The organism is Candidatus Paceibacterota bacterium (assembly GCA_035530615.1).
Lineage (GTDB): Bacteria > Actinomycetota > Actinomycetes > Nanopelagicales > Nanopelagicaceae > QYPT01.
The window spans coordinates 798,156-822,097 of record DATKUL010000002.1 but is presented as its reverse complement, the minus strand read 5'-3'; the positions used below and the strand labels follow the sequence as shown (position 1 = coordinate 822,097).

28 protein-coding genes are annotated in these 23,942 nt (G+C 50.3%); 22 read left to right on the top strand and 6 right to left on the bottom strand.

Annotated elements, in window-relative coordinates:
- Positions 1–84: 84 nt before the first annotated feature.
- The 9 genes from VMW30_07135 (at position 85) to VMW30_07095 (ending at position 9,755) form a co-directional block, all read left to right on the top strand.
- Positions 85–1,389, top strand: a complete 1,305-nt coding sequence (locus VMW30_07135) for an ammonium transporter (protein ID HUW88131.1) — start codon at positions 85–87, stop codon at positions 1,387–1,389.
- Positions 1,386–1,724, top strand: a complete 339-nt coding sequence (locus VMW30_07130) for a P-II family nitrogen regulator (GenBank protein HUW88130.1) — start codon at positions 1,386–1,388, stop codon at positions 1,722–1,724. The genes VMW30_07135 and VMW30_07130 overlap by 4 nt, the downstream gene beginning before the upstream one ends.
- Before the next feature lie 90 nt (positions 1,725–1,814).
- Positions 1,815–4,115 (top strand): [protein-PII] uridylyltransferase, encoded by a 2,301-nt coding sequence (locus VMW30_07125; GenBank protein ID HUW88129.1) that lies wholly within the window; start codon positions 1,815–1,817, stop codon positions 4,113–4,115.
- Positions 4,116–4,146: 31 nt separating this feature from the next.
- Positions 4,147–5,589 carry a signal recognition particle protein gene (gene ffh / locus VMW30_07120; GenBank protein ID HUW88128.1) on the top strand — a complete coding sequence of 481 codons (1,443 nt, stop codon included), beginning with the start codon at positions 4,147–4,149 and terminating at the stop codon, positions 5,587–5,589.
- Between the two features lie 342 nt (positions 5,590–5,931).
- Complete coding sequence (locus tag VMW30_07115) at positions 5,932–6,207, top strand: hypothetical protein (protein ID HUW88127.1); 276 nt, start codon at positions 5,932–5,934, stop codon at positions 6,205–6,207.
- Positions 6,208–6,357: 150 nt separating this feature from the next.
- Positions 6,358–6,942, top strand: a complete 585-nt coding sequence (locus VMW30_07110; protein HUW88126.1) for an MFS transporter — start codon at positions 6,358–6,360, stop codon at positions 6,940–6,942.
- Positions 6,927–7,229, top strand: a complete 303-nt coding sequence (locus VMW30_07105; protein ID HUW88125.1) for a hypothetical protein — start codon at positions 6,927–6,929, stop codon at positions 7,227–7,229. The genes VMW30_07110 and VMW30_07105 overlap by 16 nt, the downstream gene beginning before the upstream one ends.
- Before the next feature lie 366 nt (positions 7,230–7,595).
- Positions 7,596–8,411, top strand: coding sequence for an arsenite methyltransferase (locus tag VMW30_07100; protein HUW88124.1), 816 nt, complete (start codon positions 7,596–7,598; stop codon positions 8,409–8,411).
- A gap of 462 nt (positions 8,412–8,873) precedes the next feature.
- Positions 8,874–9,755, top strand: a complete 882-nt coding sequence (locus VMW30_07095; protein HUW88123.1) for a DMT family transporter — start codon at positions 8,874–8,876, stop codon at positions 9,753–9,755.
- Between the two features lie 123 nt (positions 9,756–9,878).
- Here VMW30_07095 and VMW30_07090 read toward each other — a convergent pair whose 3' ends face one another.
- Complete coding sequence (locus tag VMW30_07090) at positions 9,879–10,097, bottom strand: hypothetical protein (protein ID HUW88122.1); 219 nt, start codon at positions 10,095–10,097, stop codon at positions 9,879–9,881.
- A 264-nt stretch (positions 10,098–10,361) separates the two neighbouring features.
- On the opposite strand from VMW30_07090, the gene VMW30_07085 reads away from it, so the two are divergent.
- Positions 10,362–11,192 (top strand): hypothetical protein, encoded by an 831-nt coding sequence (locus tag VMW30_07085; GenBank protein ID HUW88121.1) that lies wholly within the window; start codon positions 10,362–10,364, stop codon positions 11,190–11,192.
- A gap of 387 nt (positions 11,193–11,579) precedes the next feature.
- On the opposite strand, the gene VMW30_07080 is transcribed toward VMW30_07085, so the two are convergent.
- Positions 11,580–12,407, bottom strand: coding sequence for a hypothetical protein (locus tag VMW30_07080; protein ID HUW88120.1), 828 nt, complete (start codon positions 12,405–12,407; stop codon positions 11,580–11,582).
- A gap of 2 nt (positions 12,408–12,409) precedes the next feature.
- Complete coding sequence (locus VMW30_07075; GenBank protein HUW88119.1) at positions 12,410–12,895, bottom strand: sigma factor-like helix-turn-helix DNA-binding protein; 486 nt, start codon at positions 12,893–12,895, stop codon at positions 12,410–12,412.
- Positions 12,896–13,135: 240 nt separating this feature from the next.
- Here VMW30_07075 and VMW30_07070 point away from each other — a divergent pair, with 240 nt between their 5' ends.
- From VMW30_07070 to VMW30_07060, 3 genes are all read left to right on the top strand, one after another.
- On the top strand, positions 13,136–13,918 hold the full coding sequence (locus VMW30_07070) for a hypothetical protein (GenBank protein HUW88118.1): 783 nt from the start codon (positions 13,136–13,138) through the stop codon (positions 13,916–13,918).
- 42 nt (positions 13,919–13,960) lie between these two features.
- Positions 13,961–14,395, top strand: a complete 435-nt coding sequence (locus VMW30_07065) for a hypothetical protein (GenBank protein HUW88117.1) — start codon at positions 13,961–13,963, stop codon at positions 14,393–14,395.
- Between the two features lie 89 nt (positions 14,396–14,484).
- Complete coding sequence (locus VMW30_07060; protein HUW88116.1) at positions 14,485–14,949, top strand: diadenosine tetraphosphate hydrolase; 465 nt, start codon at positions 14,485–14,487, stop codon at positions 14,947–14,949.
- A gap of 171 nt (positions 14,950–15,120) precedes the next feature.
- Here VMW30_07060 and VMW30_07055 read toward each other — a convergent pair whose 3' ends face one another.
- Positions 15,121–15,516: a hypothetical protein gene (locus VMW30_07055; protein HUW88115.1), complete on the bottom strand. Its 396-nt coding sequence runs from the start codon at positions 15,514–15,516 to the stop codon at positions 15,121–15,123.
- A gap of 573 nt (positions 15,517–16,089) precedes the next feature.
- On the opposite strand from VMW30_07055, the gene VMW30_07050 reads away from it, so the two are divergent.
- The 4 genes from VMW30_07050 (at position 16,090) to VMW30_07035 (ending at position 19,787) form a co-directional block, all read left to right on the top strand.
- Positions 16,090–16,857 (top strand): hypothetical protein, encoded by a 768-nt coding sequence (locus tag VMW30_07050; GenBank protein ID HUW88114.1) that lies wholly within the window; start codon positions 16,090–16,092, stop codon positions 16,855–16,857.
- Positions 16,858–17,230: 373 nt separating this feature from the next.
- Positions 17,231–17,911 (top strand): hypothetical protein, encoded by a 681-nt coding sequence (locus VMW30_07045; protein HUW88113.1) that lies wholly within the window; start codon positions 17,231–17,233, stop codon positions 17,909–17,911.
- A 645-nt stretch (positions 17,912–18,556) separates the two neighbouring features.
- The gene (locus VMW30_07040) at positions 18,557–18,952 is read left to right on the top strand and encodes a hypothetical protein (protein HUW88112.1); all 396 of its coding nucleotides are present in this window, start codon (positions 18,557–18,559) and stop codon (positions 18,950–18,952) included.
- Between the two features lie 406 nt (positions 18,953–19,358).
- Positions 19,359–19,787, top strand: a complete 429-nt coding sequence (locus VMW30_07035) for a hypothetical protein (protein ID HUW88111.1) — start codon at positions 19,359–19,361, stop codon at positions 19,785–19,787.
- A gap of 134 nt (positions 19,788–19,921) precedes the next feature.
- Here the strand turns inward: VMW30_07035 and VMW30_07030 are convergent, their stop codons facing one another.
- On the bottom strand, positions 19,922–20,347 hold the full coding sequence (locus tag VMW30_07030; protein HUW88110.1) for a PIN domain-containing protein: 426 nt from the start codon (positions 20,345–20,347) through the stop codon (positions 19,922–19,924).
- The gene (locus VMW30_07025; protein ID HUW88109.1) at positions 20,347–20,679 is read right to left on the bottom strand and encodes a hypothetical protein; all 333 of its coding nucleotides are present in this window, start codon (positions 20,677–20,679) and stop codon (positions 20,347–20,349) included. The genes VMW30_07030 and VMW30_07025 overlap by 1 nt, the downstream gene beginning before the upstream one ends.
- A gap of 250 nt (positions 20,680–20,929) precedes the next feature.
- Between VMW30_07025 and rpsP the strand changes: the two genes are divergently transcribed.
- Genes rpsP through VMW30_07000 form a run of 5 tightly spaced genes read left to right on the top strand, consistent with a single transcriptional unit; the run spans position 20,930 to position 23,933 of the window.
- Positions 20,930–21,481, top strand: a complete 552-nt coding sequence (rpsP, locus tag VMW30_07020; GenBank protein ID HUW88108.1) for a 30S ribosomal protein S16 — start codon at positions 20,930–20,932, stop codon at positions 21,479–21,481.
- Between the two features lie 2 nt (positions 21,482–21,483).
- On the top strand, positions 21,484–21,723 hold the full coding sequence (locus VMW30_07015; GenBank protein HUW88107.1) for an RNA-binding protein: 240 nt from the start codon (positions 21,484–21,486) through the stop codon (positions 21,721–21,723).
- 3 nt (positions 21,724–21,726) lie between these two features.
- Positions 21,727–22,227, top strand: coding sequence for a ribosome maturation factor RimM (rimM, locus tag VMW30_07010; protein ID HUW88106.1), 501 nt, complete (start codon positions 21,727–21,729; stop codon positions 22,225–22,227).
- 17 nt (positions 22,228–22,244) lie between these two features.
- Positions 22,245–22,940, top strand: coding sequence for a tRNA (guanosine(37)-N1)-methyltransferase TrmD (trmD, locus tag VMW30_07005; protein HUW88105.1), 696 nt, complete (start codon positions 22,245–22,247; stop codon positions 22,938–22,940).
- A 36-nt stretch (positions 22,941–22,976) separates the two neighbouring features.
- Positions 22,977–23,933: an acyl-ACP desaturase gene (locus VMW30_07000; protein ID HUW88104.1), complete on the top strand. Its 957-nt coding sequence runs from the start codon at positions 22,977–22,979 to the stop codon at positions 23,931–23,933.
- The last annotated feature ends 9 nt before the right edge of the window (positions 23,934–23,942 follow it).

The following is a 23,942-nucleotide window of genomic DNA, read 5'->3' as shown; positions in this document are numbered from 1 at the left end:
AAACGCAGGGAGTGAATTGCCGTAACTCTTATCGGTCATATTTCGCTCACCTCAATGGCGAGAAGATCTCACGAAAGTGAAAATATGGCCCCTACAGTCCTCAATTCTGGTGACACCGCCTGGATGCTAGCCAGTACAGCCCTGGTACTGCTCATGACTCCAGGCCTTGCCTTCTTCTACGGCGGAATGGTCCGCACAAAGAGCGTTCTCAATATGATGATGATGTCGATGGTGACCATCGGAATCGTCAGCATCCTCTGGGTTATTTTCGGCTTCGAATTGGCCTTTGGATATAAGGGCAATTCGCCTTGGTATGGATCCTTCTCCTTCTCAGGTCTGGGAGGCATAGTCAATGACTTCACCAATAACGGCGGCGTCTATCCCATCCCGGTCTTAGTTTTCGCTGCATTCCAGTTGATGTTTGCGATCATTACCCCGGCGCTTATCTCTGGCGCAGTCGCAGACCGGACCAAGTTCACTGGTTGGGCAGTTTTCGTAACACTCTGGGCAACCATCGTGTACTTCCCCGTTGCACACTGGGTATTTTTCTTCGGCAACAAAGTTGGAGACACCATCACCGGAGCTGGCTTCTTAGCAGCCAAGGGTCTAGAAGACTTTGCGGGCGGAACCGCTGTACATATCAACGCCGGTGCGGCTGGTCTGGCACTTGCACTGGTTCTGGGAAAGCGCGTGGGATGGAAGAAAGAGGCGATGCGTCCTCACTCACTCCCGCTCGTCTTGCTCGGTTCTGGATTGCTCTGGTTTGGCTGGTTTGGATTCAACGCCGGCTCCGCTCTGGCAGCCAATGGCATTGCAGGTCTTGCCTTCATGAACACTCAAGTGGCAACTGCTGCCGGACTGCTTGGCTGGATTCTGCTGGAGAAGTTGCGCGATGGTCATCCAACATCATTGGGTGCGGCATCTGGTGCGGTAGCAGGCCTGGTTGCAATCACACCGGCATGTGCATTCGTTGCCCCTTGGGCAGCGGTTGTTATCGGATTGATCGCTGGCGCACTCTGCGCACTGGCGGTTGGTCTGAAGTACAAACTTGGATTCGACGACTCCCTCGATGTGGTTGGCGTGCACTTGGTCGGCGGACTCTGGGGATGTATCTCCATCGGACTTTTCGGAACCTCCGTTGTTAACTCAGTTGGCCTCAATGGCCTCTTCTACGGCGGCGGTGCAACGCTCCTTGGTAAGCAGGCTTTTGGCGCACTCTTTGTTCTTGCCTATTCATTCATTATGACTCTTATCATTGGGTTTGCGATTGAAAAGACCATCGGATTGCGCGTCAGTCGCGACTCCGAAGTCGAAGGCATTGATCTCAACGAACATGCAGAAACAGCTTATGAATTGGCAAGTTCATCACGAGGAGGTTCGATGCTATGAAACTCATAACCGCAATTCTCAAACCCTTCAAACTTGATGAGGTCAAGAACGCTCTGCAAGCACATGGAGTTACTGGCATGACAGTCTCGGAGGCAAGTGGGTTCGGCCGTCAAGGCGGACACACGGAGGTTTATCGAGGCGCGGAATACACAGTGGATCTCATCCCAAAGGTTCGACTAGAAGTTCTTGTCGACGACTCTGAAGCCGAATCCGTTATCGGCGTCATTGTGAAGGCGGCTTCCACCGGATCTATCGGCGATGGAAAAGTCTGGTCCACCCCTGTGGATCAGGTAGTCCGTGTACGCACCGGCGAGCGTGGACCAGATGCCATTTAAGTTCCTCCTAAATAGCTAGTGGCATGAATCGATTTCGTTTTCCTAATTAACTTCATTACTTATCTTCATAACAGCGAGGAGGCGGAGTTGGTGGGGACACGTGAGCGACGATTACGATCGAACGAGAGCGATCGTGAACTGAGCCAGCTTTTCTTGGCAGCCGCCGAGAAACTGCCAGGAGAGGTGAATCGAGGAATTGCTGGGTTAGCACTCGCCGCGGTCGGTGGCTTTGGCCGCGGCGAGTTAACTCCCGGATCTGATCTAGACATTCTTATCCTTCACAACGGTCAATACTCTGACGATGAATTGTTTTCTTTTGTAAATGCACTCCTGTATCCCATCTGGGATGGCACCACATCCAATGCATCACTTCCACGAAGTGTCGACCATTCGGTGCGGACGCCGAGCCAGACACGCGATATCGCAAAAGCAGATCTCAAGGTCGCGATGGGACTTCTCGATATCCGTTTCATTTGCGGTGATTCTGATTTAGTGGCGAAGGTGCAACAAGATTGCCTCTATGACTGGCGCAAAGAATCGCGCAAACGCCTGGCAGAATTACGAGTTCTTCTCGCCGAGCGACATGAGCGAATGGGTGAATTGGCTTATCTTCTCGAACCGGATTTGAAGGAGGCTCGTGGAGGTTTGCGCGATATCACCGCGCTTCGCGCCATCGCTAAATCCGGGGCGATCGAGATTCCGCTGGAGCGAATTAGCAATGCCGAATCCTCCCTTTCCAATATTCGCGAGGCTCTGCACGTTGTGAGCAATCGCGGCCGCGACCGTTTACTTTTCCAGGAGCAGGACAAGGTTGCCCAATCACTTAGGTATGCAGATGCGGATGAGTTAATGGGCGAGGTCGCCCAATCTGCGCGCGATGTCGATTACTTGATGCAATCAACGTGGCACCGCCTCGACCACAAAGGTAAAGAGGGACTCTTCTCGCGCCGCACAAAATTCATAAGTGTCGGGCGCGGAATCAGCGTGGCCCACCAAGAACTCGTTATTGATCCTGACGCAATCTCGATACATGATCCAGGTCTTGGCTTGCGCGCTGCAGCGAAAGCTGCACAACTGGGAATTCACCTCTCCATGGAATCCTGCGTTCAACTAGCGCAAGGGTTGAAAGAAGGAATTGGGGTACTACCCAATCCTTGGCCACGGGAGGCGCGTGAAGATCTTGTCGCGTTAATTGGCGCCGGGAGCGCAATGATCCACGTCTGGGAAGCGCTGGACCAAGAAGGCTTGATATCGGCCTGGTTGCCTGAGTGGAGCGCTGTGCGCAGCCTTCCGCAACGTAATTTTCTCCACCGCCATACCGTTGATCGACACATGGTCGAGACAGCGGTTCATGCAGCATTGCGTACTCGCGATGTGCACCGTCCAGATTTACTTCTTGTGGCCGCGCTTTTTCATGACATTGGGAAAGGTGAGATGGAAGACCACTCGCATCGAGGTGCGCGATTAATTGAGCCGCTGGCAAGAAGAATTGGTTTCAGCGAACCTGATGTCGCAACTCTTAAGGTATTGGTTGAGCAACACTTGTTGCTCGCTGCAACTGCAACCAGACGCGATCTCAATGACCCCGCGACAATTATTTCTGTCCTAGCTCGAATTCCTGACCTACAAACCCTTGAGTTGTTGCACGCGTTGAGCATTGCGGACGGGGAGGCGACGGGAAGTGCGGCATGGAGTAATTGGAAAGCGAGACTTGTGGCAGATTTAGTAGAGCGCACTCGCGCTGCAATGACTGGCACGACTGTGGCACCACAACCTGAACTCACATCCGAACAACGTGCCTTCGCCGAAGTCGCATCCTTACGTGTAGAAGTTGTAGTTCAAGAAAATGAGTATGCAGTTGAAGTAATTTCACCAGACAGACCTGGACTTCTATCGATCGTCGCTGGCGTGCTCAATCTCGCGCGGTTGGATGTGAGATCTGCTCGCACCATGTCGCATGGTCCTTCGGCTGTCATGAGGTGGATCGTCTCTTTGGATCCAAACGCACCAGTCCCCACTGCTGAGAAGATCCATGATGCTATTCAGGCAGCCCTTGCTGGGCATGGTGATCTGGAGAAGCGAATTCAAGAGCGGGTGAAGGCGTATGGCCAATTGCCATCGATTCCTGTTCCGCCACCTGTTGTTCAAGTTGTCATGGGTGCGTCGAGTGAGTGCACCGTGATCGAAGTCCGAAGCCACGACCAACCAGGACTCCTTTTTCGAATAGGCGACGCCGTAACCCGTTGCCGCGTGGACATTCGCTCGGCAATCGTCACAACCCTGGGGGCCGAAGCGATTGATACCCTCTACCTCACAGAAATCGCGGCCGGACCTCTCAGTGAAAAACGCGCCCAAGAGGTCGTCGAGCGGCTCAGAGGCGCACTTCTTTAGTTAGGCCGCACCTGGGTTAGGCTCTGCCTCTATGTTCGATTCACTGACTTCGCGCTTCTCCGCCTCGCTCAATTCCCTGCGCTCACGCGGAAAGATCTCGGCCGCCGATATCGAGAACACCTGTTTGGAAATCCGCCAGGCATTGTTGGAGGCCGATGTTGCTCTGCCCGTCGTCACCGAATTTGTCGAGAACGTCCGGCTGCGATCCCTCGAAGCCCTCCCAACTCTGCAGTCCGGTAGCAATCAGGCCCAGGCGATCTTCGAGATCGTCAACCAGACCCTCGTTGAGGTTTTAGGAAACGAAGCCCGTCGAGTCCGCTTCTCCAAGCAACCCCCAACGGTGATCATGCTGGCTGGTCTACAGGGTGCTGGTAAGACAACCCTTGCAGGAAAGTTGGCGAAATATTTCGCCGACCAAGGAAACACACCACTTCTCGTTGCTTCAGATTTACAGCGTCCCAACGCGGTCACTCAATTGCAAGTTGTAGGTGACAGTATCGGCGTTCCAGTTTTCGCGCCCGAACCGGGCAACGGAGTTGGCAATGCCGTTAAGGTTGCCAAAGACGGCGTCGCCTTTGCCAAATCCAAGTTACATAACATGGTCATTGTCGATACCGCCGGTCGTTTAGGCGTTGATGCCACATTGATGAAGGAAGCTGCCGCGATACGCGATGCGGTTAACCCAAATGAAATTCTTTTCGTAGTTGACGCAATGATCGGTCAAGACGCAGTGCGCACTGCGCAGGCATTCCTAGATGGTGTGGGTTTTGATGGCGTCGTCCTCACAAAACTCGACGGCGATGCACGAGGCGGCGCCGCACTTTCGATCGCGCAACTTACCCAGCGTCCGATCATGTTTGTCTCCACGGGAGAGAAACTTACTGACTTTGACGTCTTCTACCCAGAGCGGATGGCTTCGCGAATTCTCGGGATGGGCGATGTTGCAACCCTTGCTGAGCAGGCGAAAAAAGCTTTCGATCCCGTCACTTCAGCGAAGTTGGAGACTAAATTCGCAACAGGTGAGGACTTCACACTTGATGATTTTCTAGAGCAGATTGCCGCAATGTCCAAGATGGGATCGATGTCCAAGATGCTCTCCATGCTTCCGGGTGCGGGAGCAATGAAAAAGCAAATCGATAATTTTGACGAGTCTGAAATGGTTCGCACGCGCGCCATTGTTGAATCGATGACACCACTTGAGCGGCGCGATCCCAAGGTTCTCAACGGCTCTCGTCGCTCGCGCATTGCACGGGGAAGCGGTCGCGCTGTCTCTGAAGTGAATTCATTGGTCGATCGCTTCACCAAAGCGCAGAAGATGATGCGCCAGATGCGAAATGGGGCAATGCCGCAAGGACTTCCACCGGCGATGTACCAAGGTGCGCCTAATATGGGCGGCCCGATAAAGAAGAGTCCGCCCGCGAAAAAATCTAAATCTGGCAATCCTGCAAAGCGCGCCCTCGAGGAGCGCGGCTAACAGCCGCTGCCCGGGCGGACCTTGCCTTCTGGGAAGAGAGTAATCCCAAAATCATCCAGAAGATAAATTCACTTAAGGTCTGCGACCTGATAGGTACTCGCAAAAGGAGCATGGGTCATCCTTAGGAATAATCAGAGTCATTTCTGTCGTTTGTTACCGATCAGGAACAACTTCACTTACCCTTCGATATATTTCTAGATTGTGTTGATGTGTCGAGGGCTTGGTTCGGTACCTGCTTTGCTCAATATTGGACTCCTGAATGGGTCTGGCGTGTTTCTGAAGCAACCGCTATCGTCATGACAGCCTTGGGGTATTGGCGCAACTAAGGATTACGGAGAGAATATGACAACCATCGTCACTTACCATGAGGTCTATGACAGTGCCCATTGGCTAGCCTCACCAAGGCGCCAAGCATTGTTTGGTCCGCTTGGCATCACAGCGCGAACCTTTCTTGACCCCGAGAATTCAACTCGCGTAGCTCTGATTATGGAAGTGCCCGGTGTGTCTGCTTTCCTAGCGGTGATAGAAAGCGACAAGGCGAAGGCAGCTTTGATACTTGATGGAGTAAAGGTTGAGACGTTGGTAGTTCTCATCGAGGCATTGTCCCCTCAACAGTAATGGCGACATCTGATTCAATGCCGCTATTACCTGGATGCCAAAGAACCACTTGGCCCGTTGAGATGGGGAATCGAACTTCATCACCACCGCTCACCCAACCAGATCCGTCAATGACCATAAAGAGTTGCCATAACTTTATTAGGTAGTGATATGAATTCCATGTCGGATAGTGCCATTATTTATTGCCCGCGCTCAATACTTGAACGACTAACGTACGCCAGCGCAATTGCACTCAGTTTTGCCGTTCTTGATGCGAGTAATCCAACCGCGCTTGGTCTTATATTCGTTGCGCGTGAAGTTCCCATATTGGTGTTGCTACTGGTCGGTGGTGTGTTGGCTGATCGATTCCCTCGCCGGTTTGTTTTGGCTGGGGCATCGTTTGTAGCGGGTGCGAGTCAACTTGTTGCCGCAGCGATATTGATACACGGATCACCAAGTATTTTTGCGTTGGCTTGTTGTGTCGCGGTCAATGGTGCCGCTGGGGCTTTCTCACGGCCCGCAATCACCGGATTGGTCCCGCAGATAGTCAGTACTGCTCGATTACAGCAAGCGAATGCACTTCTAGGACTTGCCCCAAGAATGATCGGAATCGTAGGGGCGGCCCTTGGTTCTTGGCTAATCACATCTATTGGGTCCAGAGATCGCTCGCAAACACCTTGGTGGGCCACCAGCTTGGGCGACGATCATTACCGGGGAACTCGTCGGAGGGATTATCGGAGGTGGGCTTTGCTTTAGCCGGGACGATTTGGTTCACGGCACTGCAGAGATTGATACCGAGCGAAACCTTAAGTCGAGTTTCAAGTTTTGATTGGCTCGGCTCACTTGCTCTCAATCCGATCGGCTACGCCATTATCGGACCGCTCTCGGCGGCGATCGGAGAGAGAAGAGCTATGGGATATGCCGCCGCATTGCTCGCGGTGGCCACTTTTGGGCCGTTAGCGATTCCCGCGGTTGTAGGACTTCGACTTCCGCCCATCGAACCAATAACCCCACTAATCGTTAATACACCTCCTTCTTCTTGAGACTTTTGTAACTCCGAGTAACGAGAATTTATGCCATAGTTTCTTCGCCTCGATATCACCCGGTTATTGCGCATAGTCCATCAAGGACGATTTCCTTGGCATCCAAGTTTGATCACTTATACCAAGTGGCGATGATCCTGGTTGCCGCTTTGTGCTGACTCCTTGAATGCGTCTCGGCGGAGATCTAGGCGGGGTCAACTCGTCATATTGACAATTGTCGATGGGAGAGTATTCTTATTTCGTATCGATATTTGTCGATATGAAAAGAAAAGAAAATAGTGAATATAGATAGAAGAGATCAAGGCAACTTGCAATTAAGAGATGTGAATCCAAGAACTTCCGTTTACTCAAAAGGAGAAGAAAGCCATGAATGACATCAAGAACGACGAAATCCGCCAGGCAGTACGCGAGCAGTACGCCAAGGTTGCCGAGGATGACTCGTGCGGCTGCAGCACATCGTGTTGCACGCCGGGCTCGTCGGGCGATGGAATGTCTATCCTGCTCGGCTATTCGGCCGATGACACAACTGCTGTGCCAGTGGGCTCCGATATGGGTCTCGGGTGCGGCAATCCGCAGGTAATCGCAAACCTCAAGCCCGGGGAGATGGTTCTCGATCTCGGCAGCGGTGGTGGGTTCGATGTTTTCCTCGCCGCCCGACAGGTTCAAAACCACGGACATGTAATCGGTGTCGACATGACCCCGGCGATGGTGACGAAGGCTCGCGCTAACGCAGAAGTAGGTGGGTATCGCAATGTCGAGTTCCGTTTGGGCGAAATCGAACACCTACCAGTCGCCGACAGTACTGTGGACGTGATCATCTCCAACTGCGTGATCAACTTATCTCCAGATAAACCCGCAGTGTTCGCCGACGCCTTCCGAGTCCTGAAAGCGGGCGGCCGACTCGCCATCACTGATGTCGTTGGGTCTGCCGCCATCCCCAATGAGTTGCGTGAGGATCTTGCACTTTATACCGGGTGCATATCTGGTGCCTCAATGGTGGACGAGATCGTCGCGATGTTAGTTACGTCAGGCTTCGAGCAAGTTTGTGTAACCCCGAAGGATGAGAGTAAGACATTCATGGAAAGTTGGGCACCTGGTAAAGGCATTACCGACTACGTCGTCTCCGCGACGATAGAGGCGGTAAAACCCGTTGCTGCAGAGTCGACATTTATGCAATACTGATCGCGCATCTTGCGACTGGCGAATTAAGAGACCTGGAGGATCCCCTCGGGTCTCTTTTTTTGCAATTCACATACTAACGATTTCCACCACGGTCAACCCAGGAACATTCTGTTTTTTGGATAAGAGCCAATATTCGTGCGCGATGTTGTCGTGGTGTAACTGGCAACATGCTGCTTTTTACCAAACCAGAGATACGGGTTCGAATCCCGCCGTCCGCACCACAGCCTTAGTCTTTCGAAACTGATCTATTGGTATCGATCAAAGAGTTAGAGAGACTGAGCACGGACCTTGAGGTAACTCTAGGTCCTTTCAATTTCTTCGCGCAGAATCTTGGGCAACCCCACTAGTCATTAATACACCCCCATCCTCTTCTTTCATCAACTGATCGAGAATCCCCTCGGTTACAAAGTAAATCAAGTTAGTGTCTTAGACGGCGAGCGTCATGTCTGCTTCAATTGCGAGGTGAACTCCAAAATTGCATACGCATTGCTAGCGTTTTCAACCATATGTTGGGGTGTCGCAAGTCCCTTTTCGGATCTGGCCGTGGAATCCTTTTCTCCCGTGGCGCTGACTGTCATTCAATCATTGGTCGGAGCGTTGCTACTCGGAACGATTCTGCTCTTTCGCCGATCTAAAGTTCGCATTCCATGGCGTTTAGCCATAATTCTGGGAGTTCTCGAACCAGGACTCACCTTCTATTTTGCCAATTTGGGATTTCAGCGCAGCACGGTGAGCATTGGCATAATGATTTTGAGTCTTGAGACCATTTTCATCGTGCTCATCGGTCTCCTCTGGCTGAAGGAGCGAGTTACATCGATCGAGTGGATTGCAGTGCTCATCGGAATATCAGGTGCTGTCATCGGGGCAAATCCATGGAATGGGTCGACTGGAGCAAGCCCTCTAGCCATTCTCTTCTTTTCTCTCGCGGCACTGACGGCAGCACTTTATGTTGTAACAGTGCGCAAGTACGGCGTGAACGTTGATGTCTACGCCCTTGCATTTGGGCAGATGGTGGCATCCACTATTTTTTGTGCACTCGTATTCTTGCTCACGCCTGGAAGGTACGTGGCAAAGAGCTACGAATTGAAGTTCACAGGTTCGGCGATACTCGCAGGTCTCTTCGGAGTGGGATTGGCATTCCTATCTTTTACAATCGCTGCCAAGAAAATCAAGGCGGCACACTTGGGGATCGCATTGAATTTCATACTTGTCATTGCGATGGTGGGTTCCTGGATTTTGGGGAGGGGAATCCCGAAGTTGCCACAAATAATTGGTGCTGTCCTGGTGCTGTTTAGCCTTCAGGCTCTCTCCTGGAATCAAAGACGGAGTAACGCAGCGTTATAGAAACGCAGTGGCACGCATCTCAGTAACCCCACCAATCGTTAATGTCACCCCTTGACGCCGGGCTAGAAAGAACCGTTCTTAAATTCTAAAGTGAATCAAGAGGGCATGAAAACGAACACTGTCTCAATTTTTAGCCGCATATTTGGCATCTTTGTTCAACGTTAGCAAAATAGCCCAGGCAACTATTGGGGCGAAGAAACCAAGCCACGCAAAACCTATTGGTGAACGCTCTACTTTTCGAGCAGTCTTTGCGCACCAAGCCAAGAATTTAATGCAAACTAGAAGATAAAGAACAATAAACAGAATGAAGATCCCCGAAAATCCAACATTGCCCACGAACATATTTCTAGTCCCTTCCTAGGAATTTTTCAGTGTACCCATGAAGGCCCAATCTGATGGTCATTCGACCCCATCCCCACGGTCACTCTTTATACGGGCATTGCGGGAGCAGCCATCAGGTTTGTTCGTAATTGATGTGCAACTACTTCCGGCAACCCGACTAATCGTTAATACACCCCTAAGGATGCAATTGTCTTAAGGTCGCAGAAGAGATGCACAGACACGATGTTATGCAAATTTCGATTGCAGAGCTACTACAGTTCTTTCATGATGAAGGACTCTGTTCGACCTGGCGTAGAAATTTCCACGTGGTGTGAAATGAAATGGACACGGGGGATTTCGCACCTAAGTGATCTACAAGATCGAATAAGCCAGTGGGACACTGGATGGCACACGTGGGCGGAGCTATCTATCGATCCCACAGGTAAACACCTCACTAGCATCCTTCGAGTCGAGTCAACGCCACCCCTCGCGGAGATGTCCCTCCTCTTGGGGGATGCCGTTCACAACATGCGTAGTGCTCTGGATGCTTTGGCGTGGGAACTATGTCATTTAGAGGGCAATAAACCGGCAAACCCAAAACAGGTTTTTTTCCCTGCGTCGCTCACAGAGTCCAAGTGGAGAGAAGTGGCCGAGAATTTGAAATCAATGCCGCCGACGTTTATCGAACGAATAAAACACACTCAGCCATATCTCGCTGACCCACCTGCTAAAGCGTTTCTTGCAGTCCTAGCTGAAATGAGCAACCGAGACAAACACCGCGGAATGATTTCAGCCAGAGCAAACGCAAGTCTTAGTTTCGAAGCGGCGTTTGAGATAAACCATAGTGATCTTGGTCAGGCAACCTCGAAGGGAACTGTAGACGGCTTCGATATTCAACCATTTGGAGACAACTTCGGGGAGCTATTGGATGGCAACCCGCACGTGAGCATTGAAACTTCCGCCAGAATCGCGCTCGCTAGATCCAAAGTGCCCGTTGCCTTGGACTACACGGTAGACGTAGGAGGCAGCGATTTCAATCTCAGGGAAATAACTGCCTATCTGTATGAGGTTAAGAAGTTGATCTATCAGATCTGCAACATTCCCGTACCGGAATAGACCGAGTAGGAACGTAGGAGTCATCAATTTTCCACGGGGACTTATGAGCAAGAGACAAATTTCAAAGTGCGTTCATTGAACTCTGACCGTCGCTATCCGATCAGTGCAGGAGGTCACAGGTAGCACGTAGTAGTTGTCGGTTTGAATGGACAAGCCAACTCACGCCAGCAACCCCACCAATCGTTAATACACCCCTTGGTGGCGGGCTCTTATCTTTGGAACTTCCCCTTGCTTTGACTCTTTCGCATGAAAGAACAAAGCCTTGTTTTAGGTTGTTAGGATCGACCTCCTGTCGGGAGGCTTCTCTTTACTTGCGTAAAAATCGCAATGTGAAGCCATCGACTTCTCGATACTGTCAGTCGATGGGGCGAAAGAACTCGGAGCGAGTCAGATGATTTTTCCATTTTGATCAAAGTAGGTGACTAAGCACTTTGGGGATGTCGACGGAATCCAAATACTAAATATGCCGCCAGTGTTGCTAATCGCCGCTTCGGCTGATGGCAGATTTGGACACTTGACTTTGACTGAAACCGCACCAAAGATCACCGGGCCACTCATAATCTGTGATGCGGGAATTTTCACGCCATCAAAGGAATCCCCGCCCCGCCACACAACCGACACCGATTCTCGGCGCTTAATGTTTGTTGGCGTCAAAATTGCTGCCGTAGCCGAAATGCTTGGTCCTGGGATGATTTTCTTTGGGTTACCAGCGACGTAACTATAAGAAAACTTCGCTTCGCTCAAGTCTATTGCCTTGAATTTGGAGTTCTTCGGCTTAATGAAATGACAGGTCCACGTTCGCGTGGTTTGCGGATTCATTCCTCCAGTGATTAACACCGCATCTCCATAGTCGGATCGAAAATCTACTAAATGAACCTTCGGATGTTCCAAAGATGAGGCTTGTCCACTTTGTAGTGCCTTTGGGAGGAAGAGGGAGCAGCTTGTAAGAATCGCCGCTTCATTTGCGGCGCTTACCTTCAACGGTGAGGCACTCCATGCTGGAGCAACGCTCAATTGACCTATTACGGAATACGCGGCAATCGCGATGAAGGCAGCAGCAACTCCAGAAAGAGTCCACTGCCTTGCATGGTTGGATTGGCGCTTCTTGTATTCAACAAATGGCTTATCAAAGGTCAGTGGGTTCAGGGAAGCCTTTAATTGTGCCGAGAGTTCGTGAATTTCTTTTTCGGTCAAAAGATCCGGTGATGTTGACATGTTTACTCCTCTACCCAGCTTCGTTTATTCAGAGTTGTTCGTAAAGTTTGCAATGCGCGGTTGAGATGGGCTGCAACGGTTCCTGCTGCAATGCCCATTTCTGTTGCCGTTTGCTCAATCGATAAATCAAGCAAGACTCGGAAGGCGATCACCAATCTCTGCTTTTCGGGAAGTGAGCGAATAGCCTTTATTAACTCCGGATCCACAAATTCGAGGATATCTATTGAGTAGTCGTGTTCCATTGGGCCGAACTTGGCGGCAGTCAGAATTCGTCGCCATCTGTCACGATGTAGGTTGAGCGCGGTTCGCACAATCCATGCTTCGGGGGCCGGATGCTTTTGAAGTTCTTCCCAATGCTCCAACCCCCGCGTGAAACTCTCGGCGAGCAGATCTTCTGCTTCGCCAAGGTTTTGCACGGTGACGGCCAGGGCTCGAAAGCACCCGTCTTTAGAGATGCTGTAGAAATCCTTGAAGGATTGCGGCTGCATACTTCTCCTACGTTTGAGGGGACCGTTTTCTTTACCAAAAACGGAGGGAATTTGGGATCTAAATAAATCGAGACTCCCGACTTCCACCAGTTTCCAACATCATATACAAAGCCTCGGGACCGGCTCGAACAATCCGATTCAAAATCAAAAACACGCCCGCGTCATGGAACTCAATCTAAAGAAATTGGTGCCCTCAAACGTAAAAGAGATATGGAGCCACAATCCCTGAAGAAATTCCCCATGAGTTCTACTCGCGCGAAAATCGTCATTGCCGTGCTGGTTTCGCCGATAGTGTTCTTTGGCGTTGGCAGCGCGCTGGCGCTCAACTCAAACACAAATACCAGGATCGATACTGTCGCATCTAGGTCAAGCATCGTTGCCAAATCTTGGGTTGATCTCGGCGCCGAGCAATTAGCAGCCCTTCCTGTTGGTACTCAGATCGTGAATTGCACTCCTAGCCAAAAACTAATGCAGCCAGGTGTAATAAGCACTCCCGTTGTTGCTTCTCCTCAACAAGACCCCGGGTTTCATTTTCTAATCGATGGTCGGTGCGCATTTGATCCCAGTGCACTGACAAATCCAATGCGCGTCGACTGGGTTGGAGATAGTCAACCGCTTGACCCTGCGTGGTGGTGGACTCGCATCTCCGCTGTTGATTCATCGACTCTTCCAGCAGGTACTCAGATCGTGAATTGTTGGGGAGACATAAAGCAATTACCACGAGGCGTACGACTCGAAGTTGGCTTGCACTTCTCCAAGGAACACCCAGGATTCTATTTTCTGACCGATGGTCGATGCGCATTATCGCCTGGTGCAATATCCACGCCAGCGGATATAGCAACCAAAACTTTTGATCTTCAATGGTTTGGAACTGGTCGCGATGGTGGACCAGCCATTGGTGGGTCCAGTTGTTTCGTAGGCGACGCACTCGACAATCATTGTGGAATCGAAACCAACGTTTCAACAAGTCCCGGAATGATGGCCCCGGGTGGACCACTCCCTCCCAAGCCGAGTGCGCGTTAGTTTCTTCTAATAAGAGTCGACAAAAGTTAAGAAAGGTTGACTATGAGAGCTGTTAGTCGAATTAGTGGAGTGGCGGCGATCTTAATTGTGCTGACAGTGTGTGCGGTAGGTATACATATGGAAGCCGCCAATGCGCAGGCGCCGATAGAGAAGATTCCTTACGGGTCTCTCTCACCTCAGCGAATCTGTCAAGGAAGTTTTCGTTCTGCGGTCCTACTGGAGTGGGCGCCTGCAACGGTCGCGGTATTCCGCACGTATCAATACGGTGGCCCGAAACCGACCGTTCCACTTGCTCATGTGTTTGCTTCGATGCCCGGAAGTGCTCGCGGTGCATGGTGTGGCACGAAGGCAGGACGCAATGCCACACACTGGTGGGCGGTGGTAATGGGCCAAAAGCCTGCCACGCTCATGATCATGAACGGATCTGGCGAAGGGATCAGACGCGGCTTGGTCTCACGACCGCCGCAGGTGCCGTAACGCGCAAGATGATGCTACTTATCAGCCAACCCCACTAATCGTTAATGCAACCCCTTAGTTCTGAATTGGATGCTAACTACACTTTCTAAATGAACCAGTGGCGACAAGATCGAATCGGCTCGGCACTGCGGGGTGAGAACCCGACCGTGCTTGCTCGGCTGCCTGGCGGCTTTGCAGTCATGGGCGACCCACAGTGGTTGCCGGGTTACTGCGTACTGCTTACCGACGATCCCAAGGCCGAGCGCTTGTCAGATTTATCCCGGTCCGAACGCTCGGCGTTCTTGGAAAGTATGGCCAACTTGGGCGAGGCGGTGGAGCGGGCATGCAAAGAAGCTGATCCTTCTTTTCGGCGCCTCAACCTTGAGATTCTCGGCAATGCCGATGCTTTTTTGCACGCTCACGTTTGGCCTCGGTACGAGTGGGAACCGCCAGAATTCATATACCGACCCGTGTGGTTGTACCCGGTAGATAAGTGGCGAGATGAAGCAACCGCACTTGGTGATCAACACAAAGCACTGCGAGTTGCGATCACGAATTGTCTGACCGGTCGCTAAAGGAAAATCTGATCCCTCGTCGTTAGCAATTTTTGTGGTCATAACAAAGGCAGCCAACCCGACTAATCGTTAATACACCCTCATATTCAAAATGATTAAGTGAACAACGGTGAGGGTGAGTACTTGGACGACTAACAAACCATCGGTATTCCAATTAAATAGTCCCAACTTTTAAGTCGGACGTTTCCTGCGACGACGAACGACGAAAATTAGCAGTGCGAGGCCAATAAAGAAAAAGGCTCCCCCAACGGTGAAATGGGCTCCCCTAGCGTTATTAAAGAAGAAGAGGACAGCAACGACAGGAACACTAACCATAAAACTCAACGCGACACCACCTAAAATCGCTTCAAAGACACGCTCGCCTTGCATAGCCAGAAAAACAAAAACTCCAGCAAAAACTCCAGCAAGGACCCCAACAAGGACCCCGACAATAGGTTCAAAAACTTCGAAAAAGTTAGGGCTCCCAAGAGTTTCACCTCCGAGAAATACTCCGCCAAGTGCCCCTGCAAGAAACGCAACTATCAGTCCCATGAGAACCCCGACTAGGACTTCGGGTTTAATTTTCACATTCAGCCCCCAGTTCATCATGAGGAAAAAATAGACTTTAGAGTCCAGAGATTACTGGCTATTCATGGAAATTCTCTTGTTCGCGATCCGCGACACGTCAATGGAGTTAAGGATTATCTTTCAGGTCGGTTCCCGTCCTTTCGACCCCACGGATCCCAATGTATGAGACAAGTCGTTAATCCCTCTCCCAAAAGAGATGGTTGATGTCCCCTTGCCGTACAAGTTGTCAAGGCCACCTTCTCCTTTTGGAAGCAGGATCAATGAGGTCGGTCATACTGAACCTCACTATTAATTGTTAACGAACCCCATCACTCTGCTTGAAATGATGGTCCAAACTGTTAACCCCACTAATCGTTGATGTCACCCTTTAGCGGAGGCTCTTGTATTTGGAACTACCCCTTGCTTTAATTCCTTCGCCTGAAAGAACAAAGTCTTGCTCTTGGACTCAGAGCTAAAACAGATCCCGAAGGGTTCCATTTTCACCAGTTCATTCTAAACTCACCTAAGGAGAGGCGTCCCTTGATCAGTAATCCGAACCTGCTGAATTGAGGCCGATGCGATTGGAGATTGAAATTGTCTGATCGAACTGGAGAAGTTTCTGAGTGGGAAGTTTGTCTTGACACACTTGTACAGTTTGATCCCTACTTAGATTTCACTCCTCCTTACTCTGAACCCGACGTTTTCGTCTTGGAGCTACAGGGCCTCATTCGCCCGACTATGGCGTGCGCCCGCGCCGGACTCATTCTTTTTCGTGCAGGTGAGTTTGCAACTGCTGACATTGTCACTCGATCGGCTTTGGAGCACGCTCTCTACGCACAATTTTTTTATCTACACAAAGATGAGCCAAATCTGATCCATAAAAAGTTTTTAATGGAACTTGAAAGGTTCCTTCGGAACACAGTGAATGAAACGAATTTCACTACGGATTACACAAGCGATGTACAGAGCGCCACATTAACTGAACTTGACTCGGTTAGAGAGAAGCTTAGATTGCTTACCGTGTCAATCGCTCTACCATCTGACTCCACCGTAGGTGACCATCTCGTCATGGGCCGCCCAGATCAGTCGAGCTATTTCAAAATGTTATACCGATTACTAAGTCAGACAGTCCATCCTGCGGGCGGGGTTGCGTCATACATTGGATTTCAAGGTGAAGATCCGATTACAGTGCTTAGGGATTCTCAGACCGTTACCCCGGAAGTGAGTCTTCATTTTCTAGCTGCATGTTGCGTCTGGGTGCTAGCCATTCAAGAATCCCTGGTAAAGACCAATTCGAAACTTGAAGCGTTGTGTGAAATTGCGACCAAATACAATATTGAGCCTTGGATGAGACTCCTTTAACAGCGAACTCGTTCGGGTTTGTAAGAATGGAGTGAAGCTCTTTGGTCGCCATGGATTCTCTTGAGGCTTCGAGTTCCAACCAAGAAGAAAATCGAATTTGCTGTTAACTCGCAATGCGCCTTGTTCGTTGACTCCACCAATCGTAAACACGCCCTCCCTTCAACGGAGTGGCCTCCATCCCGAAAGAGTTCCCACTCGCAGGGTCGACAAAACGCACATTTACGGAGATCAAGACCGCTCAAGTTAGGTAGAGCGACCGACAGTTTGATCAGATCCGTTCTATCTAGGTTAATCAAAGGCCCGAGTACAAAGTTCGTAAATACCGCGGAAGTTTATTGTTCCTCTTTTGACTCCAACCTCGCTAAAATAATGGATGGGCATTTTCAGTAGGCTGTTCAATCTCCAAGACGACCACGTCGATTTCCAAATTGCGAAGAACATGTTGGCGGGGATGCAAGCCACTTTCAATTACCCATCGTATCCCTCACATGTGGGCCACCCCCTCCTCACCGAACTATTTCAACAGAAAGATGAGTTCGCTCGCAACGAACTTAGTCTGTTTCTGGAGGGATTTCTTAAGCAGGATATAAGTCAACTAAAGATCATGTCACAGGGATTCGGCAATTACGCTTCGAGCGGAATCAACATTAGATTGCTTCAAGAAGCATTAGTGAAGTTTGTGCCGCTTGCGATAACAGGCAGAGAACGGAAAATCTCGATGCTCCTCCAGCAGGGAAAGGAACTTTCAACGGAGCAACGAACCTTCTATATCCAACGAGATATTTCTGACACCATGCAAGGCGCAGGGAGCGCCGACCAGAAACTTGAAGATCATCAAGTGATTACACTCGCATCTTATTTGCTGCTCAAGCATCTCATTGCACTACTTGTGCAACAGTCTGGAAAGCACGGTTCCACATGGCTAAGAGAGATGGCATGGTATTTCGGATGTGTCTTTGCATTTTGGATGCAGTACTCAGCCGAAAATAATATTGTTGGAAAATATTATGATTTGTACATGTCTGGAATTAGACCGTCAAAGCAAGGCGATTAGGTTAATGATCTTTTCTCCCCTTGGTACGATCCACAATTCATCAATATCCTTTTCGTGGTCCCAGTAAGAGTCAGAGCGTTCGCGCACACATGATGCCAACCCGACTAATCGTTAATGTCACCCCTTTGGAGTGGAAATATGTCGTTTGGACTTCCCCTTATTCTGGTTCTTTCGCCTGAGAGAACAGATCATTCTCGTCCCCCATCGCAAATCTGTGCCTTCTTGATCTAGGGTAGAAGGTTGTCCATTGCCTAAAGACAAAGTTGTTCTAGACTCTCCTGAATCCAAAGAGAAAGAGGTTGCGGTGGATCAGGGTGAAGAAGTTCCCATTTTCGATCAATCGAAACCCGTCGAAGAGGAAATTATCAGAACGAATAAGGAGTTTTCCGAAAAGGCGCTCGGATGGTTAACGAAGAAGTGGCTGGATCCGAAAACATGCCCCATCTGTCATCAGGTTAATTGGACTGTTGGCGCCGTATTTGAGATGCGCCCGTACTCCGGTGGTGGTCTCATCGTAGGAGGTCCAATCTTTCCGGTTAGTCCCGTCACTTGCCTCAATTGCGGGTATACCTTTTTTATGAATGCAGTTTTGAATCAAATTCTCAAGCCTTCAGCGCCCGTGGCCCCCAGTGACGGGGAGAAACAATGACAGTCGATGGAGAAAAGCCAAAAATCTCGATAGATCGGCCATTCAACATAACGATGCCGTCAGATGAAGATCGGGATCTTATCGCCGTTAACAAGTATCAATTGAAATATATTCAGAATATGCTTCGACGATCTACGAACAAGACAGACAATTTAGCTGCGGTAATCTATTTCCTGCTTGGATGTGGAGTGACTTGCGGTTTGACTGCCGTATCACTCACAACGGCTAGCAATTTACCGATCTATATGATGCCTTCTGTCATTTGTGCATCCGTTGGCTTCTTTGTAGTTGGTGGGACTCTATGGATTTTTATGAATAGCCGCAAAAGACAGGAAGATGACGATCATGATGAGCTCGACAAAGAGATATCCACGATATTGAGTCTCGGCTAAACAGGTTATAAAGGGGAACCCTAGGTGTTGCAACTTGAGGCACGACAAAATCGCCATTCGACGGGAAATGGTTTCAACTCGAAATAACCAGAAGAACGAACAACCTCACCAATCGTTAATACACCCCCTTTCCAACCGCAACCCTGAAATGAGTGTGAGCGCTTGGATGCCGAATTTGTCTGCAATATTCCCTCATTGGACTGTTGCTTCCCTAGTCTGGTTGTAATTTTCGTCGCTCCGTAGGAACAGGTGGCAAAATTTCGACGACGTTTCACAATCAAAAAGACAGAAAAGTTCCTAGTGTTCAAAGTATGAGCGTAAACAGAGTATTCAAAGTATTGATTCAATGCAACAATCGCCATTAATCAATCGCTCACATATCGGGTCACCAAGAGAGGCAAAATCAATGAAGACGAAATCGAATTTTCTCCTAGCCTTTGGAAGCGCATTATTGGGCGGATTCATGACTTTTGCCCTTACTAGTTCCTTGCCTTCGGCATCTGCTGCAACTGGTACTAGTGGCTACTATGTATGCGCAAATAAAATCACAAGCGCCCTTAAGATGTCTCCAACGAGCGGAAAATGTGCCAAGACCGAATTTAAGTATTTTCTACTAAGCGACGTCACTGATTCTGGATCGACGATTAGCAGGCAAAACACCGCAGATATTACTTATCTTGCCACTGGGTATAGTTGCGATTCGGGTGCTATATCCCAATACAGCAGCGTTAATTATGTATCACGTGTTTCATACAATCAATACAGCAACTATTCGCCAATCGATGTCAGCACTTCGCATCTGTTGAGTTGCAGGATGACCGTTAATGTACCTTAAGTAAATTCTATGGGGTCGTACAGTTTTGGAGGATGGGAAACGTTCGCATCACTTGAATTAACGACACAAATTGGCAAGGCGGTTTGTGTGTGCCCTCTGCAATGCGGACTTGACTATGTCAAGGTTCCTGCCGATTAACGAAATGGTCGGACTTCGATTCCGGGTAGATCAATGAGTTTCCAGGCATTATCAGAGAAGACGACTATGGCATTTAATCTCTTGCCGACTGCGAGAAGAGTGACGTCTACCAGACTTATGTGAATTTGTGCCAGGCTTCTTGAATTATGCTCCGCTGCTTTTTTGTAGATATATCCAGCCTCTACCGCGTCCTCTTCTACCAGTGGCACAACCTGCACGTTCTTCAACTTCAGAAGTTGGAGTATTTCATCTTGAGAGATTCCGGTTTTTTTCTGCCTACAAATTTCAAAGGTTTCCGCTAAAGTATTTGGAGTGGTGAGAGCCAAGCCCGAGTCGACAATGGCATCTACCGTTCTCCAGCCATTTTCTCGTAGTACCAATGCCACTAGCGCTGAAGCATCCAGCAGCGAACTGTGAGGCACTATTCGCCAAGTACGGCCGCGAGAAGTGCTGCGGCTCTTTTCTCGGACTCTTCACCAGTGGAGAGGGTCGGCGTGGTTAATCTCTTGAGACGTTCTGCTTCATCTTTGGAACGTTTTCGAAGCAGGCCTTCAGTCGTGGGTGTTTCGTTTGAAGAGAGAGCCTTTTCCCAGAGACTTTGAATTTTTCTCTTTCTGGTTTCTACGGTAAATCTGCCCTCTGATATCTCCTGGACAATCAGGGTGTCGCCAGGCTTGAAGCCACAAGCCTTCTGCAGCTCAACCGGAAGGACGGTCCTTCCTTTTTCCTTGACATTCAACTCGATAATATCCATAGGCGGTACTTTAACAACGAAGTACCACTAAAACAATCAAGTGCCACCTCGACAACACGGCGGCCTCTCCAGTTCTGAACGCGGTTAAAACATGCTGGGATTTCACCTTTGGGCGTCCAGATGGCAAGATTAGGACCCTGTTCGGGGCCCTCTACCCCCAAACATCCGCTATTCGATAGTTGTACAAGTTGGACGCGCACCCCGCTGCGATCAACCTGAACGGCAACCACACTTACAGGAGCAGAACCACTTGGCTACAAAAATTCGTCTTATGCGCATGGGCAAAATCCGCACCCCGTACTACCGAATAGTCGTTACGGATTCACGCAAGGCCCGCAATGGTCTCTCGATTGAAGAGATCGGTCGTTACTCACCTACCCAAGAGCCATCGTTCATCGAGGTCAACTCTGAGCGTGCTGTGTACTGGCTAGGAGTCGGCGCACTTCCAACACCTGCTGTAGAGGCAATCTTGAAAATCACCGGTGACTGGCAGAAGCACAAGGGTCTTCCAGGAACAGAAGGCACCCTTCGCGTTGCTGCGCCACGCGTTCACAAGAGCGTTGCTTATGAAGCCGCCGTCAAGGGCGCGATGAACGAGCCTAAGGAAGGCGCAACAACTCTGAAGAAGAAGGCACAAGAGAAACTTGCTGCCAAATCTGCTCCAGCCGTTGAAGCTCCAGCTGTCGTTGAAGAAACTGTAGCAACACCTGTAGCAGAGCCAACAGTTGAGGTGCTCATGGCAGATGTCGTTGAACCGACTACTCCTGAGGTCAAGGCCGAAATCGCAGAGGCTGCTGAATAACAATGATTGATGAAGCCCTCGAACATTTAGTTAAGGGAATCGTTGACCATCCTGAGGATGTCATCATCACAGAGAAGACTCATCGACGTGGAAGCACGCTGGAAGTTCGAGTCAATCCCGAAGATATCGGCAAAGTCATTGGACGCAATGGACGTACTGCAAAGGCGCTGCGCACAGTCGTGAGCGCTCTTGCAGGTCGCTCCATTCGCGTCGATCTCGTGGAGACGGACGAAGGCAGGTAGATCATGCGTCTGCTCGTGGGGCGAATTGGTCGTGCTCACGGAATCCACGGTGAGGCGACTGTAGAGGTTCGCACCGATCAACCTGAAGACCGTTTTGCCATCGGCGCTCGCGTGCAGACGGATGCACACGGTGAATTGCTCATCACTTCACATCGCTGGCATAACGGGATTCTCCTGCTCGGCTTTGAGAATATCCTTGATCGAAACGGCATTGAAAAACTCCGCGACACATTGATGTACTGCGACGTTGATATCAACGAGCGCGTCGAAGATAAAGACGATTACCACGTACTCCAACTCATCGGCTGCACGGCATATCTCGAATCAGGCGAAGAGTTCGGAACAGTGGCCGACGTTATCAATTTGCCGGGGCAAGATCTTTTAGCCATTGATACTTCAACCGGTGAAGTCCTCATTCCATTTGTTCGACAATTGGTGCCCGTCGTGGATATTTCAAAAAAACGAGTGATAGTCATTCCTCCTACTATTGCGGATCAGGCGTAGGAAGGTAACGTAAAGATATGGATATCGACGCCGTCACAATATTTCCTGAATATTTCGCACCCCTTCAACTTTCATTGATCGGCAGGGCGCAAGAGAATGGGATTCTCGATATCGCCATTCATGACCTTCGCGAATTCACCGATGACAATCACCACAGCGTTGACGACACTCCTTATGGTGGTGGTGCAGGAATGGTGATGAAAGCGGAAGTGTGGGGAGAAGCCCTCGACCCATTAATGACTCCCAACTCAGATCTCATCATCCTGACTCCTGCCGGAAAAGTTTTCGATCAGCGGATGGCCGAAGAATTGGCGAAGTCACCTCACCTTATTTTTGCGTGCGGCCGCTATGAAGGCATCGATGCGCGAGTCGGCGAGTACTACTCGCAAGAGTCTTTCGCTGCGCAAGGCATCAAGGTGCGCGAGGTAAGTATTGGTAATTACGTCCTGGGTGGTGGAGAAGTTGCCGCCCTTGTAATGATTGAAGCGATCACTCGATTGCTTCCTGGCGTCATCGGCAACCCGGATTCGTTGGTGGAGGAGTCACACGCCGAAGCAGGTTTCATCGAATACCCCAATTACACAAGGCCTCAAGTCTGGCGAGAATTGGCCGTGCCCGAGATATTGCTCAGCGGCAACCACGGCGCTATCGCCACGTGGCGCGCGCAGACCGCAGCGACTCGTGCGGGCGGGCTCGCGCCTAATTCGCCCTGAGTGCTAGCACTCGCGTAGCATTGCTACGTGGCTTCCATTGATCCAGCAATCCAGATTCGCCTCATCCGCGATCTAGAGCCCACGGTTGCCGTTGAGTTATCGCGTCACTTATCGGTGCAGAAGAACTGGTACCCACACGAATACGTCCCGTGGAGTGAAGGCAGGACCTTTGCAGGCCCTCTTAATGGCGATGCTTGGGAGGCAAAGGACTCACGATTGAGTGTTATTGCCCAAGATTCACTCGTTTTAAATTTAATGACGGAAGATAATTTGCCCAGCTATCACAGCGAAATCGCTATTGCGATGGGTCGCGATGGTGCCTGGGGAAATTGGCTGGAGCGATGGACTGCCGAGGAAGCGCGTCACGCCATCGTGATCCGCGACTACTTGATGGCCACGCGCGGTGTCGATCCCTACGAACTCGAAGACCTTCGCATGGCTCATATGCAATTGGGTTATCAGACTCCATATGACTCCGACATGCTCCACACCGTCGCCTATGTTTCATTCCAGGAATTGGCCACCCGTATTTCCCATCGCAACACCGGCAGGATTTCCAACGATCCCATTGCCGAGAGTTTGCTCCAACGAGTTTCATTGGACGAGAACCTTCACATGATTTTCTACCGCAACCTTCTGGGCAAGGCGATCGATCTTGAGCCAAATGCGGCGATGCGGGCAATCACCGACGTGGTCACCAACTTTGCAATGCCAGGGGTTGGAATGCCAGGATTTGGTCGAAAGGCAGTACAGATTGCTCTGGCTGGAATTTATGACCAAAAGCAACACATTGACGAGGTCGTTGCTCCCGTGCTTCGCGCATGGAAGATCTTCGAGCGCGAGGACTTAAACGGTGAAGGAAATGCCGCTCGTGACGAGCTCGCCGCATTTATTAGCCAGGCCGAGGCAGATGCGTCACGGTTTATTGAAAAGCGCGATGCTCACTTTGATAAGTTGGTCGCGCGTGGCCAGGAGCCCATTCGACTGAGTTAGTATTTTGCC